This window comes from Streptomyces sp. NPDC058157 (genome assembly GCF_042884105.1).
GTDB lineage: Bacteria > Actinomycetota > Actinomycetes > Streptomycetales > Streptomycetaceae > Streptomyces.
The window spans coordinates 64,553-80,940 of sequence record NZ_JBHVUQ010000004.1 but is presented as its reverse complement, the minus strand read 5'-3'; the positions used below and the strand labels follow the sequence as shown (position 1 = coordinate 80,940).

General features: G+C 69.2%; 11 protein-coding genes. 2 read left to right on the top strand and 9 right to left on the bottom strand.

Features of this window, described 5'->3' with window-relative positions:
- The first annotated feature begins 89 nt into the window (after positions 1-89).
- Positions 90-1,253, top strand: coding sequence for an LCP family protein (locus ACFVXK_RS02160; protein ID WP_389609514.1), 1,164 nt, complete (start codon positions 90-92; stop codon positions 1,251-1,253).
- Here ACFVXK_RS02160 and ACFVXK_RS02155 read toward each other — a convergent pair whose 3' ends face one another.
- From ACFVXK_RS02155 to ACFVXK_RS02130, 6 genes are all read right to left on the bottom strand, one after another.
- Positions 1,254-2,750, bottom strand: a complete 1,497-nt coding sequence (locus tag ACFVXK_RS02155) for an amino acid permease (protein WP_389609513.1) — start codon at positions 2,748-2,750, stop codon at positions 1,254-1,256. It abuts the gene before it with no gap.
- Positions 2,751-2,853: 103 nt separating this feature from the next.
- Positions 2,854-4,803 carry a 1-deoxy-D-xylulose-5-phosphate synthase gene (gene dxs, locus ACFVXK_RS02150; protein WP_389609511.1) on the bottom strand — a complete coding sequence of 650 codons (1,950 nt, stop codon included), beginning with the start codon at positions 4,801-4,803 and terminating at the stop codon, positions 2,854-2,856.
- A 253-nt stretch (positions 4,804-5,056) separates the two neighbouring features.
- Entirely contained in the window at positions 5,057-6,316 is a 1,260-nt protein-coding gene (locus ACFVXK_RS02145) for a sugar ABC transporter permease (protein WP_389609555.1), read from the bottom strand.
- A 29-nt stretch (positions 6,317-6,345) separates the two neighbouring features.
- Positions 6,346-7,134: an ATP-binding cassette domain-containing protein gene (locus ACFVXK_RS02140; RefSeq protein WP_351891807.1), complete on the bottom strand. Its 789-nt coding sequence runs from the start codon at positions 7,132-7,134 to the stop codon at positions 6,346-6,348.
- Between the two features lie 172 nt (positions 7,135-7,306).
- Positions 7,307-8,422 (bottom strand): substrate-binding domain-containing protein, encoded by a 1,116-nt coding sequence (locus tag ACFVXK_RS02135; protein WP_389609509.1) that lies wholly within the window; start codon positions 8,420-8,422, stop codon positions 7,307-7,309.
- Positions 8,423-8,539: 117 nt separating this feature from the next.
- Positions 8,540-9,754, bottom strand: coding sequence for an ROK family protein (locus ACFVXK_RS02130; protein WP_389609507.1), 1,215 nt, complete (start codon positions 9,752-9,754; stop codon positions 8,540-8,542).
- Positions 9,755-10,290: 536 nt separating this feature from the next.
- Here ACFVXK_RS02130 and mgtA point away from each other — a divergent pair.
- A complete protein-coding gene (mgtA, locus tag ACFVXK_RS02125) occupies positions 10,291-13,011 on the top strand; it encodes a magnesium-translocating P-type ATPase (RefSeq protein ID WP_389609505.1) in 2,721 nt (906 codons plus the stop codon).
- A 10-nt stretch (positions 13,012-13,021) separates the two neighbouring features.
- Here mgtA and ACFVXK_RS02120 read toward each other — a convergent pair whose 3' ends face one another.
- From ACFVXK_RS02120 to ngcE, 3 genes are read right to left on the bottom strand one after another with little or no spacing between them, the layout of a single operon-like run.
- Positions 13,022-13,957, bottom strand: coding sequence for a carbohydrate ABC transporter permease (locus ACFVXK_RS02120; RefSeq protein WP_389609503.1), 936 nt, complete (start codon positions 13,955-13,957; stop codon positions 13,022-13,024).
- A 13-nt stretch (positions 13,958-13,970) separates the two neighbouring features.
- Positions 13,971-14,915 carry a carbohydrate ABC transporter permease gene (locus tag ACFVXK_RS02115; protein WP_389609502.1) on the bottom strand — a complete coding sequence of 315 codons (945 nt, stop codon included), beginning with the start codon at positions 14,913-14,915 and terminating at the stop codon, positions 13,971-13,973.
- A gap of 38 nt (positions 14,916-14,953) precedes the next feature.
- Positions 14,954-16,381 (bottom strand): N-acetylglucosamine/diacetylchitobiose ABC transporter substrate-binding protein, encoded by a 1,428-nt coding sequence (ngcE, locus tag ACFVXK_RS02110; RefSeq protein WP_389609500.1) that lies wholly within the window; start codon positions 16,379-16,381, stop codon positions 14,954-14,956.
- Between the last annotated feature and the right edge of the window lie 7 nt (positions 16,382-16,388).

Genomic DNA, 16,388 nt, shown 5'->3' with positions numbered 1-16,388 from the left:
ACCGCAAGCAACCCTTCCCCTTCACGATTCGAACAGAATCAGGATACCCCGGGGGTCCTCCGGCGGGCCCCTGCGTCTATGTTGCGGGCATGACCTCAGACGCCACCGCCACCTCCACCACCACGCCCGAACCGGAGCCCGAGCCCGGGGCGGCGTCGGAGCCCCAGCGGGCCAGGTCGCGCGCGAGCCGGATCCGCCGGGGGCTGGCCTGGACGGCGGCCGTCCTCGTCCTCGGCTCGGCCGGGGCCGGCTGGTGGGTCTACAGCCACCTCGAGGGGAACATCGACAGCGTCGACCTGGACCGGGCGATCGGTACGGACAACCGCCCGCCGAAGGTGGTGGAGAAGGCCCAGAACGTCCTGGTGCTGGGATCCGACTCGCGCGCCGGGGCCAACGCCGAGCTCGACCACGGCAACGTCAGCGGGGCCCGCTCCGACACGGCGATGCTGGTCCACATACCCGAGGGCCGGTCCCGGGCCACCGCGGTGAGCATCCCGCGCGACACCCTGATCACCCGGCCCGAGTGCAAGGACCAGGACGGCGGGACCGTCCCCGGCGCGAACCGGGTCATGTTCAACTCCGTCTACTCGGTGGCCGGTCCGGCCTGTGTGGTCAAGACGGTCGAGCAGCTGTCGGGGATCCGCGTGGACCACTTCGTGGAGGTGGACTTCGCCGGTTTCAAGGGCCTCGTGGACGCCCTCGGCGGGGTCACCGTCACCCTCGACCAGCCGATGACGGGTGCGAAGGGCGGCCTGAAGCTCGACGCGGGCACGCACCGGCTGAACGGCACGGACTCGCTGAAGTTCGTCCGCACCCGCTACGGCTACGGGGACGGCAGCGACCTCGGACGCATAGGCCTCCAGCAGCAGTTCATGCTCGCCCTGCTCGCCGAGGTCAAGAAGCAGGACGCCCTCGGCAACCCCGCCCGGCTCTACAAGCTCGCGGACGCCGGCACCAAGTCCCTGACCACCGACTCCGACCTGGCCTCGCTCACCGCGCTCGCCGACTTCGCACAGAGCATGAAGGGCGTGGACCCGTCCACGATGGAGACCATCATGCTGCCGGTGGCGTACGACAAGGTGGACCCGAACCGGGTGGTCGTCGCGCAGGAGCAGGCCTCCCAGCTGTGGGAGGCCCTGCGCAACGACCGGAAGGTGCCCGCCTCGGCGAAGGACTCCCCCGCCAAGGGCGGCGGCGGCAAGGGCGCCAAGCCGTCCAAGTCCCCGGCGCCCGAGCCGTCCCCGTCGGCCTAGTCAGTACTCGGCGTCCCGCCCCCTCCTGCCCAGACGGCTGTGGCTGCGGCCGTACAGGAAGTAGACGACGAAGCCGATCACCATCCAGATCCCGAACCGGGCCCAGGTCTCGGCCGGCAGGTTCAGCATCAGCCAGAGCGAGGCCGCAATGGACAGGATCGGGATCACCGGCACCCACGGGGTGCGGAAGGACCGGTGCAGGTCGGGGCGGGTCCGGCGGAGGATGATCACGCCGAGCGCCACGATCACGAAGGCGAACAGGGTGCCGATGTTGACCAGTTCGGCGAGCTTCTCCAGGCTGGTGAAGCCCGCGACGATCGCGATGATCCCGCCGAGGAGCATGGTGGCCCGGTAGGGGGTGCGGTACTTGGGGTGGGTGACGGAGAAGGTGCGCGGCAGCAGTCCGTCACGGCTCATCGCGAAGAACACCCGGGTCTGGCCCAGCAGCAGGATCATGCTCACCGTGATCAGGCCCACGGCCGCCCCGAGGCTGATCGCGCCGGAGAAGAAGGGCTGGTTCACGGACTTGAAGGCTTCGGCGAGCGGGGCGGTCGGCGACATCTGCGCGTAGTACTGCATGCCGGTGACCACGATGGTCACGGCGACGTAGAGCAGCGTGCAGATGAGCAGCGAGCCGAGGATGCCGCGGGGCATGTCCCGCTGGGGGTTCTTGGTCTCCTCGGCCGCGGTGGCCACGACGTCGAAGCCGATGAAGGCGAAGAAGACCAGGGACGCGGCGGTGAAGATGCCCATGACGCCGAAGTTGGTGGGCTGGAAGCCGAACATCAGCTGGACCAGCGGCGCCGTCCAGCCGCTCCCTCCGGGCTGTGGCTGCGCGGGAGGGATGAACGGCGAGTAGTTGTCCGCCTTGATGAAGAAGGCGCCCGCGATGATGACCAGCAGGACCACGGTCACCTTGATGGCGACGACGACCGCGGTGATCCGGGCCGACAGCTTCGTCCCGACGACGAGGATCGCCGTCAGCGCCAGGACCAGCAGGAAGGCCAGCAGGTCGAAGTGGCCTCCCGCGTCGGGCCCGGACAGTGCGACGGGCATGTCCCAGCCGAGGTTCGTGTGCATGAGGTGGCGTACGTACCCGGACCAGCCGACGGCCACGACGGCGGTGCCGAGGGCGAATTCGAGGACCAGGTCCCAGCCGATGATCCAGGCGGGCAGTTCCCCGATGGAGGCGTACGCGAAGGTGTAGGCCGAGCCGGCCACCGGGACGGTGGACGCGAACTCGGCGTAGCAGAGGGCCGCGAGGGCACAGACGACGCCCGATACCACGAAGGAGAGGGCGGTGGCGGGGCCGGCGTTGTTACGGGCGGCGATGCCCGTGAGGACGAAGATGCCGGTACCGATGATGACGCCGACACCGAAGACGGTCAGGTCCCAGGCGGAGAGCGATTTGCGGAGCGCGTGCTCCGGCTCCTCCGTGTCACGGATGGACTGTTCCACCGTCTTGGTACGGAACGGGCTGTTGAGGTCCGAGCTCACCGACGCACCTCCCAAGAAGTACGCGAACGGGCCGGGAGGCCCACCCTTCAAGGGTGATCTCCCGGCCCGTGTGGTGCAACCGCGCGATCCGGCCGACGTGCGGCTAGTCGACGGTGGCGGCGGTCTCGCTCTCGAAACGGCCGTCCAGCTTGGCCACCAGGCCGGTGACCTGGCGGGCGATGTCCGGGGCGGTCAGGCCGATCTCGGCCATGATCTCCTTGCGCAGCGCGTGGTCGAGGAAGCGCTGCGGGATGCCGAAGTCGCGCAGCGGCACGTCCACGCCCGCGTCCCGCAGGGCCTGCGAGACGGCGGCGCCGACACCGCCGGTGCGGCCGTTGTCCTCGACGGTGACGACGACCCGGTGCCGGTCGGCGAGCGGGGCCATGGCCTCGTCCACCGGCTTGACCCAGCGGGGGTCGACGACGGTCGAGGAGATGCCCTGCTTGTCGAGCAGGTCGGCGATCTCCAGGCACATCGGGGCGAGCGCGCCGACGGAGACGATCAGTACGTCCGTGGGGGCACCTCCCAGGCCCGAAGGGCCGAGGGGGAGGGTGACCTCGGGGGCGGGCAGGCGCAGCACGTCCATGCCGCCGACCTTCCCGACCGCCGGGACGGCCGGGCCGACGACGCCCTTGGAGTAGCGCACGACGGTCGGGGCGTCCTTGACCTCGACGGCCTCGCGGAGCTGGGCGCGCAGCTGCTCGGCGTCGCGGGGGGCGGACAGGCGCAGGCCGGGGACGACCTGGAGGATGGACATGTCCCACATGCCGTTGTGGGAGGCGCCGTCGTCGCCGGTGACGCCCGCGCGGTCCAGGACGAAGGTGACCCCGCACTTGTGCAGGGCGACGTCCATGAGGACCTGGTCGAAGGCGCGGTTGAGGAAGGTCGCGTAGACCGCGAAGACCGGGTGGACGCCGCCGGTGGCCAGGCCGGCGGCCGAGGTGGCGCCGTGCTGCTCGGCGATACCGACGTCGTAGACCCGGTCCGGGAAGGCCTCGGCGAACTTGTTGAGGCCCACCGGGTGGAGCATGGCCGCGGTGATGCCGACGATGTCCGGGCGCTCGTGGCCGAGCTTGACCATCTCGTCGGCGAAGACGGAGGTCCAGCTGGCGGCGGCGGTCGCGACCGGCAGGCCGGTGTCCGGGTGGATCACGCCGACCGCGTGGAAGCGGTCCGCCTCGTGCTCCAGGGCAGGGGTGTAGCCGCGGCCCTTCTGGGTGAGGCAGTGCACGATGACCGGGCCGCTGAAGCGCTTGGCGCGCGTCAGGGCGGACTCCAGGGCCTCGATGTCGTGGCCGTCGATGGGGCCGATGTACTTCAGGCCCAGGTCCTCGAACATGCCCTGCGGGGCGATGAAGTCCTTGAGGCCCTTCTTGGCGCCGTGCAGGGTCTCGAAGAGGGGCTTCCCGACGACGGGGGTGCGCTCCAGGATCTCCTTGCCGCGGGCCAGGAAGCGCTCGTAGCCGTCCGTGGTGCGCAGGGTGGCGAGGTGGTTCGCGAGACCGCCGATGGTGGGGCCGTACGAGCGCTCGTTGTCGTTGACGACGATGACCAGCGGGCGGTCCTTGGCGGCGGCGATGTTGTTCAGCGCCTCCCAGGCCATGCCGCCGGTGAGGGCGCCGTCGCCGATGACCGCGGCGACGTGGTGGTCCTCGCGGCCGAGGACCTCGTTGGCCTTGGCGAGGCCGTCGGCCCAGCCGAGGACGGTCGAGGCGTGCGAGTTCTCGATCACGTCGTGGTCGGACTCGGCGCGCGAGGGGTAGCCGGAGAGGCCGCCCTTGGAGCGCAGGCCGGCGAAGTCCTGGCGGCCGGTGAGCAGCTTGTGGACGTAGGCCTGGTGCCCCGTGTCGAAGAGGACCTTGTCCTTCGGCGATTCGAAGACCCGGTGCAGGGCGATCGTCAGTTCGACCACGCCGAGGTTGGGGCCGAGGTGCCCGCCGGTCTTGGAGACGGCATCGACCAGGAAGGACCTGATCTCGGCGGCGAGCTGGATCAGCTCCTCCTGGCTGAGCCGGTCCAGATCGCGCGGTCCCTTGATGCGGGTCAGCAGCACCCGTGCCTCCTTGCAGTTGCTGGCTGGTCTGTCGAGTCTAATGTTCCGCTCGCGGGCGGAATCATCGGGCGGTACCGGGAGGGGTACGCCCTTTGTCATACCTGTACACCCCGCGGGGGAATCACACCTCCCAAACGGACGTATGACCGCACAACCGTACGTACATATGTACGCACAGGTGCCCGGTGCCACACGGAGTGGCACCGGGCACTGTGACGGGTCTTACCGTCCGGGTGACGCCCCGGACGCGCGCTCAGGCGCGTCCGGCGGTCTTCTGGGTCTTGCGGGTGACCGAGTCGATGACCACGGTGGCGAGCAGTACCGCACCGGTGATCATGTACTGGATCGGAGTCGCGATCCCCTCCAGGGCCAGACCGTACTGGATGGAGGTGATGACCATGACGCCGAGGAGGGCGTTCCAGGTGCGGCCGCGGCCGCCGAAGAGGCTGGTGCCGCCGATGACGGCCGCCGCGATGACGTTCATCAGCAGGTCGCCGGCGCCGGCGCTCTGGTTGGCCGCCGCGATCTTGGAGGCCCAGAAGAGGCCGCCGATGGCGGCGAAGGTGCCGGCGATGGCGAAGACGGCGATGCGGATGCCGTTGACGTTGATGCCGGCCCGGCGGGAGGCCTCGACGCTGCCGCCGAGGGCGAAGACGTTGCGGCCGAAGGTGGTGCGGCGCAGCACGAAGTCCGTGCCGACCAGGGCCAGGACGAAGAGGACGACCGCGAGCGGCAGGCCCTTGTACTGGTTGAACACGACGGCGGGGCCGAAGGTGAACACGGCCAGGAGGCCCGTGCGCAGCAGGACCTCGCTCAGCGGCCGCGAGGGGACCCCGGCGGCCTCCCGGCGGCGGTTGTCGGTGTAGGAGGCGAGGAAGTACGCCACCACGGCGACCGCCGCGAGGCCGTAGCCGGCGGCCACGTCGGAGAAGTAGTACGTGGTGAGCTTGCCGACCACGCCGTCGGGGTCGAGGTTGATGGTGCCGTTGCTGCCGAGGATCTGCAGCATGGCGCCGGACCAGAACAGCAGGCCGGAGAGGGTGACCGCGAAGGCGGGGGCGCCGATCTTGGCGAAGAAGAAGCCGTGGAGGGCGCCGATCAGGGCGCCGCCGGCGACGGCGGCCAGGATCGCGAGCCATTCGTTGACGCCGTGGGTGACGGCGAGGACGGCGACGATCGCGCCCGAGACGCCGCTGACGGAGCCGACCGAGAGGTCGATCTCGCCGAGCAGCAGCACGAAGATGATGCCGACGGCCATCATGCCGGTGGCGACCATCGTGATGGCGATGTTGGAGAGGTTCTCCGGGGAGAGGAAGTTCGAGTTCAGGCCCTGGAAGATGCCCCAGATGATGATCAGGCCGAGGACGACCGGGATCGAGCCCAGGTCGCCGGCCTTCATCTTGCGGCCGAACTCGCTCAGGTAGCCGGACAGGCCCCGCTCGCGCACGAGGAGGCGGGGGTCCACCACGGGTATCGCGTCCGCCGGGGCGGCCGGGTTGGCCAGCTTGGCCACGTCCTCCGCCGCGGTGTGGTGTTCGGTGCTCACTTGCGGGCCTCCCCGGTGCGGGCCGCCCGGCGGGTCACGGCGTTGTCCGTGGCCCCGGTGATGGCGGAGATGATCTCTTCCTGCGAGGTGTCGGCGACGTCGAAGACGCCGTTGTTGCGGCCCAGCCGCAGCACGGCCACCTTGTCGGCCACGGCCTTCACGTCGGCCATGTTGTGGCTGATGAGGATGACGGCGTGGCCGCGCTCGCGCAGCCGTTCGACCAGGTCGAGGACCTGGGCGGTCTGCTCGACGCCGAGGGCGGCGGTGGGCTCGTCGAGGATGACGAGCTTGGGCTCGCCGAGCATCGAGCGGGCGATCGCCACGGTCTGGCGCTGGCCGCCCGAGAGGGAGGCGATGGGGATCCGGACGCTGGGGATCCGGATGGACAGGGTGGTCAGGAGCTCGCGGGCGCGGCGCTCCATCTCCACCTCGTCGAGCACGCCGTAGCGCTTGAGCTCGCGGCCCAGGAAGAGGTTGCCGACGACGTCGATGTTGTCGCACAGCGCGAGGTCCTGGTAGACGGTCGCGATGCCGAGGTTCTGGGCGTCGTGGGGCTTGCCGATGGAGACCGGACGGCCCTCCCACTCGATGACCCCGTCATCGATGGGGTGCACGCCGGCGATCGTCTTGACCAGCGTGGACTTGCCGGCGCCGTTGTCGCCGACCAGGGCGACCACCTCACCGGAGTGGATCTCGAGTTCTACGTCGGTCAGGGCCTGGACGGCACCGAACCGCTTCGAGACCCCTCGCAACGCCAGCACGGGCGCAGCGGACACATGAACCATCTCCTTCGCCGCCTGACCGGCGGGGATGTCGTGCAAAAGAGCAGGAGCGGGGTGGACGGGGATATGGGAAAACGTTTCTGCCCGGCGCCCCGCGGGTGGCGGGGGCATGAGGGGCGGGGCGCCGGGCAGGGCGGGGGGGCCGCTCCTCCCTCTGCGGGAGGCGGCGCGGGCCCTACTTGAGGCCGAGGGTGGCGCAGGCGGCCGCGTACTTGTCGGTGCAGATCTCGTCCACCGTGTAGACGCCGTCCTTGATGACGGTGTCCTTGATGTTGTTCTTGGTCAGCGAGACGACCGGGATCAGCACGGAGGGGACGCCCTTGGTGGTCGGGCTGTCGACCTTGTTGTTGATGATGTCGTCGGCCTTCTTGCCCTGGGCGAGGGCGACGGCCATCTCGGCGGCGGCCGAGGCCTCGGGGGCGTACGGCTTGTAGACGCTCATGAACTGCTCGCCCGCCACGATGCGCTGGACACCGGCGAGTTCGGCGTCCTGGCCGGTGACCGGGGGCAGGGGGTTCAGGCCGGCCGCCTTGAGGGCGGTGATGACGCCGCCGGCCATGCCGTCGTTGGCGGAGTAGACGCCGATCACCTTGTCCTTGCCGAGCGCGGAGAGGGCGCCCGCCATGTTGGTGTTGGCGTTCTCCGGCTTCCACTCCTTGGTGTCGTACTCCTTGCCGATGGTCACCTTGCCGTCGAGGACGGAGTGCGCGCCCTTCTTGAACAGGGCGGCGTTGGGGTCGGTGACGGAGCCGTTCATCATGACGATCTGGCCGTCCTTGGCCTTGTCGCCCAGGGCCTCCAGCAGGGCCTTGCCCTGCACCTTGCCGACCTCTTCGTTGTCGAAGGAGGTGTAGCCGTCGATCGGGCCCTCCGCCAGGCGGTCGTAGGCGACGACCGGGATGCCGGCGTCCTTGGCCTTCTTGACCGAGCCCGCGATGGCCTTGGCGTCCACGGCGTCGATGATCAGCACGTTCACCTTGTTGGTGATCATCGTGTCGACCTGGGAGTTCTGCGTGGTGGCGTCCTGCTTGGCGTTCGCGTAGACCACCTGGGCCTTGCCGTTGGTCAGATCGGAGATCTTCTTCTCGATCAGCGGCTTGTCGAACTTCTCGTAGCGCGCGGTCTGGTTCTCCGGCAGGAGCAGACCGACCTTGATCGCCTCGCCGGCGGCGGCGGGGCCCGAGGGCTTCTTCTCGCCCCCCGCTTCCTTGGCGCTGCCACAGGCGGCCAGCGAGACGGCCATGGCGCCGGCGGCGACGGCAACGGCGGCTCTACGCATACGCGTGTTCATGAAGTGAACCTCCCTGACGAGGCCGCATCACCGCGGCCGAGGTGGGTGTGAGTCAACCCCGGCCGCGATTTGCCGTCAAGGAGTGAATCCTTAACGAGATGACAACGGAGTCATCCGTTATCTAAATGAAGACACGGCAGCGGGGGCGCGCACTCCCATTCCATTTTCTGCCAAAAGCGTCGAATCGCCCATCTCACTGAGTACGAGGGCGAGTGCGCCGAGTACCTCCGCACGGCCGCCCAGGGAGCCGGTCAGCACGGACAGCTGCCGGGCCGCGCTGGGGATGGCGTACCGCCCCACGGACTCCCTGATCGGCGCCAGGACCAGCTCCCCGGCGTCGGCCAGGGAGCCGCCGAGCACGATCCGGGAGGGGTTCAGCAGGTTGCAGAGGCTGGCCACGCCGCTGCCGACGTGCCGGCCCACGTCGCCGATGACCCGGCGGCAGCCCGGGTCGCCCTCCCGGGCGAGTTCGACCACCTTCTCCATCGTCAGCTCCGGCCCGTGGCTGCCCTGGAGCAGGGGAAGCACGTAGCGGGCGGCGGCGAAGGTCTCCAGGCAGCCGCGGTTGCCGCAGCGGCAGACCGGGCCCGACTCGTCCAGGGTGATGTGCCCGATCTCCCCCGCGGTGCCGCCCGGGCCCCGGTAGATCTGGCCGTTGATCACCAGGCCGGCGCCCACACCGCTGGCGACCTTGATGTACGCCAGGTCCCGCACCCCGCGCCCGCTCCCCCAGACCAGCTCGCCCAGCGCGCCGAGGTTCGCGTCGTTGTCCACGTAGACGGGGACGCCCAGGCGCCGCGAGAGCTCCTGGCGCGGATTGATCCCCGCCCAGCCCGGCAGGATCGCGGTGGAGCCGAGGGTGCCGGACTCCACGTCGATGGGTCCGGGGACGCCGAGCCCGACGCCGATCACCTTGTCGCGGGCCACGCCGACCTGCTGCACCAGCCGTCCGACCAGCGCTTCCGCCCGGTCGAAGCCATCCACCCAGGAGGCGTCCACGTCCAGCGGCTCGGACTCCTCGGCCAGCACCTGGTGCGCGAGGTTGCCGACGGCCACCCGCAGGTGGGCGTGGCCGAAATCCACTCCGATCACGATGCCCGCGTCCCCGCTGAGCGAGACGCTGCGGGCCCGACGGCCACCCGCCGAGGTGTCGGTGACCTCGACGGTCCCTCCCTCCTTGAGCTCACGGACGATGTTGGAGACCGTGGCCGCCGACAGTCCGGTGGTGCGGGCGATCTCCGCCTGGGTCAGCGAACCCGCGAGGCGCACCGCCCGCACGACCCGTTCGAGATTCGCGCGATGCAGTGAGGACTGCGATCCGGGAGTCTGCACGACTCATCCACTCCTGCCCATAAGCGACGGCGATCCGTCGCCCCCCGGCCGGTCGTCAAGGCTGTCTGCTCCGAGACCCCGGCGTCTCTCCAACTTGTGAACCTTAAGTCGAGCGTTTGGCCCCTCTGACGTCAAGGGCCGGAGACAGCCTGAAACGGACACGGGCTGACCAAAAGGATGAACACCACCCTCCGGGATCGTGTTACGGTCGCTGAGGCGCCGGTCCTCTGCGGCCTCCAGGCCGGACCTGGCGCCGCGTACTGACGGCGCGACGCGAGGAGGTGTTCGGGATGAGTCCCGATCGAAGTCTTCGCCGCGCTCTCGTCGGCTGACCGTTCCGCTCAGGAACGCTCCGTTTCGTATCTTCCTTCTTTTCTTCCTTCTTTCCGCATGCCCTGACTCTCCTGTCAGGCATACGTCATCCATGCCCGCGGCGCACCCCGTGGCGGTTCCCGCCACCCCGCGCCGCCCCATGACCACTCCACGTGACCGCGCGGCCGCGCGCTGCCCGGACGCGGTGGAGGGAGGTATTCATCATGACCATGCTCACCCCCCGTACCCCGGCGAAGCTCGCACCGCCGGGCCGGACCCGCCGGCTGCGCAAGGCCGCCGAGCTGGAGTCCGCCACCCGCCTGGCCGGCGAGCGCCTCGCCGAGGTCAGCGCCCGCCCGGCCGTCCAGGTCCTCCAGGACGTGGACACCTCCCGCGGCGGCCTCACCCACGGCGAGGCCGTGCGCCGCCTGGGACTGCACGGAGCCAACGTCGTCGCCCAGGAGCGCGCGCCGCACTGGACGGCCCAGCTCGCGAAGGCGTTCTGGAACCCCTTCATCGGCGTGCTGGTGTTCCTGGCCGCCGTCATGTTCTGGCAGGACCCCGCGGACCCGGGCGTCCTCATCCTCTCCGTGATGGTGGCGGTCAGCGGGCTGCTGCGGTTCTGGCAGGAGTACCGCTCCGGACGCGCCGCCGACGCCCTGAAGAAGCTCGTCACCACCACCTGCGCGGTGCGGCGCCGGGCCGGCAGCGGCTCCGTCCCGACCACGCTGGAGATCCCGATGGACCAGGTGGTCCCGGGTGACCTGGTACGGCTGGCCGCCGGCGATCTGATCCCGGCCGACCTGCGGCTGATCACCTCCAAGGACCTGATGGTCAGCCAGGCGGCGCTGTCCGGCGAGTCGTTGCCGGTGGCCAAGGCCGACACGCGTACCGAGGACCTCGGCCAGCACGCGACGACCGACCCGGTGGAGGCCGACAACCTCTGCCTGATGGGCACCTCGGTCACCTCCGGCACCGCCACCGGCGTGGTCGTCGCGACCGGCTCCGGCACGTACTTCGGGTCGATGGCCGGCACCCTCGTCGGCGAGCGCCCGCAGACCAACTTCGACACCGGCGTGCGCAAGGTCAGCTTCCTGCTGATCCGCTTCATGCTGGTGATGGTCCCGGTCGTCTTCATGATCAACGGGCTGACCAAGGGCGACTGGGAAGAGGCCTTCCTCTTCGGTGTCGCCGTCGCGGTGGGCCTGACCCCCGAGATGCTGCCGATGGTCGTCTCCGCCAACCTGGCGCGCGGCGCGGTGGCCATGGCCAGGCGCAAGGTCGTCGTCAAGCGGCTGAACGCCATCCAGAACCTGGGCGCCATGGACGTCCTGTGCACGGACAAGACCGGCACCCTCACCGAGGACCGGATCGTCCTGGACCGCTACCTGGACGTGCACGGCGCCGAGGACGGCGAGGTCCTGGAGTACGGCTACCTGAACGCGCACTTCCAGACCGGCCTGCGCAACCTGCTGGACCAGGCGGTCATCGACCGGGTGAACGAGGCCGAGGAGGTTGTCGTCGACGCACGGTTCACGATGGTCGACGAGATCCCCTTCGACTTCGCCCGCCGGCGGATGTCCGTGGTCCTCAATCGCAACGCGATGACGGACGGCCCCGGCCGCGCCGAGCACGTGATGATCACCAAGGGCGCGGTCGAGGAGGTCCTGGAGCTCTGCACCCACATGACCGACCGCGGCGTGGCGGTCCCGCTGACCGAGGAGCTGCGCCGGCGGGCCACCTCCATCGCCGCCGACAACAACCGGGCCGGGCTGCGCGTCCTGGCCGTGGCCACCCGCCGGATCACCGCCCCGCGCGACACCTACACCGTCGCGGACGAGGAGCAGCTGACCCTGGTCGGCTTCCTCGCCTTCCTCGACCCGCCGAAGGCCTCGGCCGCCCGGGCCCTGCAGGGCCTGGCCGACAAGGGCATCGCGGTCAAGGTGGTCACCGGCGACAACGAACTCGTCGCGGCCCGGGTCTGCGCCGACGTCGGCATCGAGGTCGGCCGCGTGGTGCCCGGCTCCGAGGTGGACGCCCTCGACGACACCGAACTGCGCGCGCTGGCCGCCCGTACGACGGTCTTCGCCAAGGTCAACCCGGTCCAGAAGGCCCGGATCGTGCGCGCCCTGCAGGCGGACGGCCACACGGTCGGCTTCCTCGGGGACGGCATCAACGACGCGGCCGCGCTGCGGGACGCCGACGTCGGCATCTCCGTGGACACGGCCGTGGACATCGCCAAGGAGTCGGCGGACATCATCCTGCTGGAGAAGGACCTCACCGTCCTGGAGCAGGGCGTGCTCCAGGGCCGCACCACCTTCGGCAACACGATCAAGTACATCAAGATGACGGCCTCGTCGAACTTCGGCAACGTCTTCTCGGTGCTGGTGGCGAGCGCCTTCATCCCCTTCCAGCCGATGCTCGCGATCATGCTGCTGGTGCAGAACCTGGTCTACGACATCGCCCAGCTGGCCACGCCCTGGGACCGGATGGACGAGGAGTACCTGCGCAGGCCCCGGAACTGGGACGCCAAGGGCATCTTCCGCTTCATGGTGACGATCGGCCCGATCAGCTCGATCTTCGACATCACCATGTTCGTGGTCATGTGGAACGTGTTCGCCGCCAACACGGTGGGCGAGGCCTCGCTCTTCCAGACGGGCTGGTTCGTCGAGGGCCTGCTCTCGCAGACCCTCGTCGTCCACATGATCCGGACCCGCAAGATCCCCTTCCTCCGGTCCCGCGCCTCGTGGCCGGTGATGGTGATGACGGTCCTGGCGGTACTGACCGGCCTCTGGCTCCCCTTCTCGCCCCTGGCCCCCGCCCTGGGATTCACGGCCCTCCCGGCCGGCTACTTCCCCTGGCTGATCGGCGTGCTCCTCGCGTACTGCACGCTGACCCAGCTGGTGAAGACCTGGTACATCCGCCGCTTCGGCACCTGGCTGTAGGGGCGACGCCCTATTTGAGGGTGGCCGAGGTCAGGCCCGCCTGGATCTGGCGTTGGAAGGAGAGGTAGACCACCAGCATCGGGATCATCGCGATGGTCACGCCGGCGAAGAGGACCGGCAGGTCCGTCTGGTAGCCCATCTGGTACTGGAGCTGGATCAGGCCCTGGGTGAGCATGTAGCGCTCGGGGTCCGATCCGCTCTGGGGCTGCATCAGCACGGAGGGCAGGATGTACTGGTTCCACTGGCCCAGGACATTGAATATCCCCACGCTGATCAGGCCGGGCTTGGCCATCGGCAGCATCACCTGGAAGAAGATCCGGGTGTCGGAGGCCCCGTCGATGACCGCCGCCTCGTGCACCGCCGTGGGCAGGGTGCGGAAGAAGGAGTGCATGAAGAAGACGGTGAAGGGCATCGAGTAGGCGACGTAGACCAGGATCAGCCCCTGGTAGGTGTTCAGCATGTCCAGGCGCTTGACCATGAAGAACAGCGGTACCAGGGCCAGGAACACCGGGAACATGGCCCCGCTGACGAAGAAGTAGTAGATGATCCGGTTCCCCGGGAAGGGGTAGCGGGCCAGGACGTACGCGGCCATCGAGCCGAGCAGCATGGTCAGCGGGACGGAGAAGGCCAGGACGATCAGGGTGTGGCCGAAGTAGCCGCCGATGCCCTTGTCCCAGGCGCGGCCGAAGGCGTCGAAGTGCCAGTTGGTCGGCCAGCTCAGGGCGGAGGAGCCGATCTGGGAGTCGGTCTTGAAGGAACCGAGCGCCAGCCACACCAGCGGCAGGACGATCAGTATCGCCCAGACGGCCAGGAAGCCGTGGGAGAAGACGTTCAGCACCATGCCGTCGGAGCGGGTCCGGCCGGCGCCCTCGGGGCGGCCGCTCCCCCGGGAGCGCTCGGCGGCCGATTCGCCGGGTGCCTTGATCACTGTGGACTCTGCAGTCATCGGGGAACTCCGCTCAGAACTCGATGCGCTCGCGGCGGGTGGCGCGCAGCGTGACGACGGAGAGGATCATGGTCAGCAGCAGCATCACGACGCCCATGGCGCACGCGTAGCCGCTCTTGCCGAAGTAGAGGAAGTTGCGCATCAGCACGGTCGCCATGACCTCGCTGTGGTGGTCCGGGCCGCCGCCGAACTGGCCGGAGGTCATGGTGGACACCAGGACGAACATGTCCATGGCCGCGATGCCCAGGTACACCGCCGAGGTCTGCACGGAGTCCCACAGCAGGGGCAGCGTGACCCTGAGGAAGGTCTGGCCGCGGCCCGCGCCGTCGAGCAGGGCGGCCTCGTAGATGTCCCTGGGGACGGACTGCATGGCGGCCGAGAAGAGGACCAGGTAGAAGCCGACCCCGTGCCAGACCACCACGAGCAGCAGGCACCACAGGACGAGGTCCGGCTGGTTGAGCCATTCGACGGGGTGGGCCGGGTCGACCAGGCCCAGCTTGGCGAGGAACGCGTTCAGCAGGCCGCCCGTGTCGCTGCGGTACACCGCCCCGAAGAGGACGGCGAGGATGGCGAGGGACAGCACCTGCGGGAAGAAGTAGACGATCTTGTAGAAGGCCGACCCCCGGACGCCCCGCACCCCGCCGGCCCCGCTGCGCCCTCCCGCGTTCACCATGAAGGCGAAGAAGAGGGCGAGCAGGATGGTGATGACGGGGACGAACACCAGGAGCAGGAGGTTGTGCCACAGGGCGCTGCGGAAGACCTCGTCCTCCATCAGGGCCGCGTAGTTCTCCAGGCCGACGAAGTCGAACGTCGGGGACTGGCCGGACCAGTTGGTGAAGGAGTAGCCGAACGTCTGCACGTACGGCCAGATGACGAAGGTCAGGTACAGCGCGAGCGGCAGGACGAGGAAGCCGGCGATGAAGCCGGTCCGTCCCTTGCTCCGTGCTACGTGGCTCATGGTGTCCGTCCCTGGTGGGGCCGCCGGTGGACGTGGGGTCAGCTGCGGTGGTTGTTCTTGGCGTTGGGGTCCTTGGCGGCCTTGTCCACCGCGGCCTGGGCCCGCTTGATCCACTCCTTCGGCTGGATGCGCTGGGCCATCAGCTCGTTGGACGCGTTCTGGATGTCGGAGTCCATCTCGCTGTACCAGTCGGGGTAGAGGTAGTTGAAGGTGTCGGTCCCGGCGGCCTTGACCGCGGCGACGGCGGACTGGGTGCCCGGCCGGAGCTTGACGGACGGGTCGACGCCGTCCTTGACGACGGTGAGGGAGTTGGCCTGCTGGGCGAAGGTCGTCGACCATTCGCGGGAGAGCATGGTGCGCAGGAACTCCAGGCCGCCGGCCTTGTTGGCGGCCTTCTCCGGGACGACGAAGGCCTCGTTGGCGCCGGCGCGGATGGCGGCGAAGGGCAGCTTGCTGTCGGCGAGCACCGGCACCGGGAGGAACTTCATGTCGAAGTCGGCCGGGGTCTGCTTGAGCTGCTCGTTCTCCAGCCAGGAGCCGGAGGGGATGAAGGCCGCCTTGTACTGGTTCCAGGCGGTCTGCGCCTCCGTGTGGGTGAGGCCGTTGGTGCCGGGCATCAGGTAGCCCTTCTCGACCACCTCGTAGACGGCCTCGATGGCGGCCAGGGCGGCCGGGTTGCCCTCGAAGGCGTTCGGGGAGAGGTTGTCGATGGCCTTCATGGCCTCCAGACCGCCCTTCTTGGCGATCAGGTCCATGATCACGACGTTGATGTAGTACGGGTACTTGCCCTGGTGCGCCAGACCGCCGATGCCGGCCTCCTTGGCCTTGGCGCAGACGGCCAGGAACTCGTCCCAGGTCTTGGGCTCGGTCCAGCCCTTCTCCTTGAACAGCTTGCCGGAGTACCAGAACCCGAAGACGGTGTAGACGTAGTTGAGGGCGACGAACTTGCCCGCCTGGGTGCCCTGTTCGACGGTGCCCGCGATCAGGGTGTCGCGGACCTTCTTGTTCGGGTCGTCGATCGAGGGGGCCTCGAGGACGGCGGTCAGGTCGGCGAGCTGGCCGCCCTTGGCGAGCACGTCGATCTTGATCATCTGGGCGCCGGAGTCGTTGAGGACGTCCGGCGGGTTGCCCCCGTTGAAGCGGGGCTGGAGTTTGGCCGCGATCTCCTGGGTGCCCAGGTGGGAGCTGGTGGTGCCCCACTTCTTGTCGAACGCCGCCTCCCAGGCTTTGGCGTAGTCGTCGCCGAAGCCGCCCTTGAAGATGACCACGTCGAGCTTGCCGCCCTTGGCGAGGCCGAAGGGGTTCTCCTTGGACACGAGCCCCTTGTCCGGGCCCTTCGTGGAGGTGTCCCCGCCCCCGGAGGCGCAGGCGGACAGGAAGCTCATCGTCGGCACGGCGATCAGTCCGAGCGCCGCGGAGCGCTTGATCAGATCACGGCGGCCGAAGCCCTCACCGGTGGATCCCATGCTCGAG

What these genes read in the sequence shown, in the direction of transcription:
- ACFVXK_RS02160 (WP_389609514.1), top strand. Translation starts at nt 90, where the DNA reads ATGACCTCAGACGCCACCGCCACCTCCACCACCACGCCCGAACCGGAG.
- ACFVXK_RS02140 (WP_351891807.1), bottom strand. Translation starts at nt 7,134, where the DNA reads ATGGTTCATGTGTCCGCTGCGCCCGTGCTGGCGTTGCGAGGGGTCTCG.
- ACFVXK_RS02135 (WP_389609509.1), bottom strand. Translation starts at nt 8,422, where the DNA reads ATGAACACGCGTATGCGTAGAGCCGCCGTTGCCGTCGCCGCCGGCGCC.
- mgtA (WP_389609505.1), top strand. Translation starts at nt 10,291, where the DNA reads ATGACCATGCTCACCCCCCGTACCCCGGCGAAGCTCGCACCGCCGGGC.
- ACFVXK_RS02120 (WP_389609503.1), bottom strand. Translation starts at nt 13,957, where the DNA reads ATGACTGCAGAGTCCACAGTGATCAAGGCACCCGGCGAATCGGCCGCC.
- ACFVXK_RS02115 (WP_389609502.1), bottom strand. Translation starts at nt 14,915, where the DNA reads ATGAGCCACGTAGCACGGAGCAAGGGACGGACCGGCTTCATCGCCGGC.
- ngcE (WP_389609500.1), bottom strand. Translation starts at nt 16,381, where the DNA reads ATGGGATCCACCGGTGAGGGCTTCGGCCGCCGTGATCTGATCAAGCGC.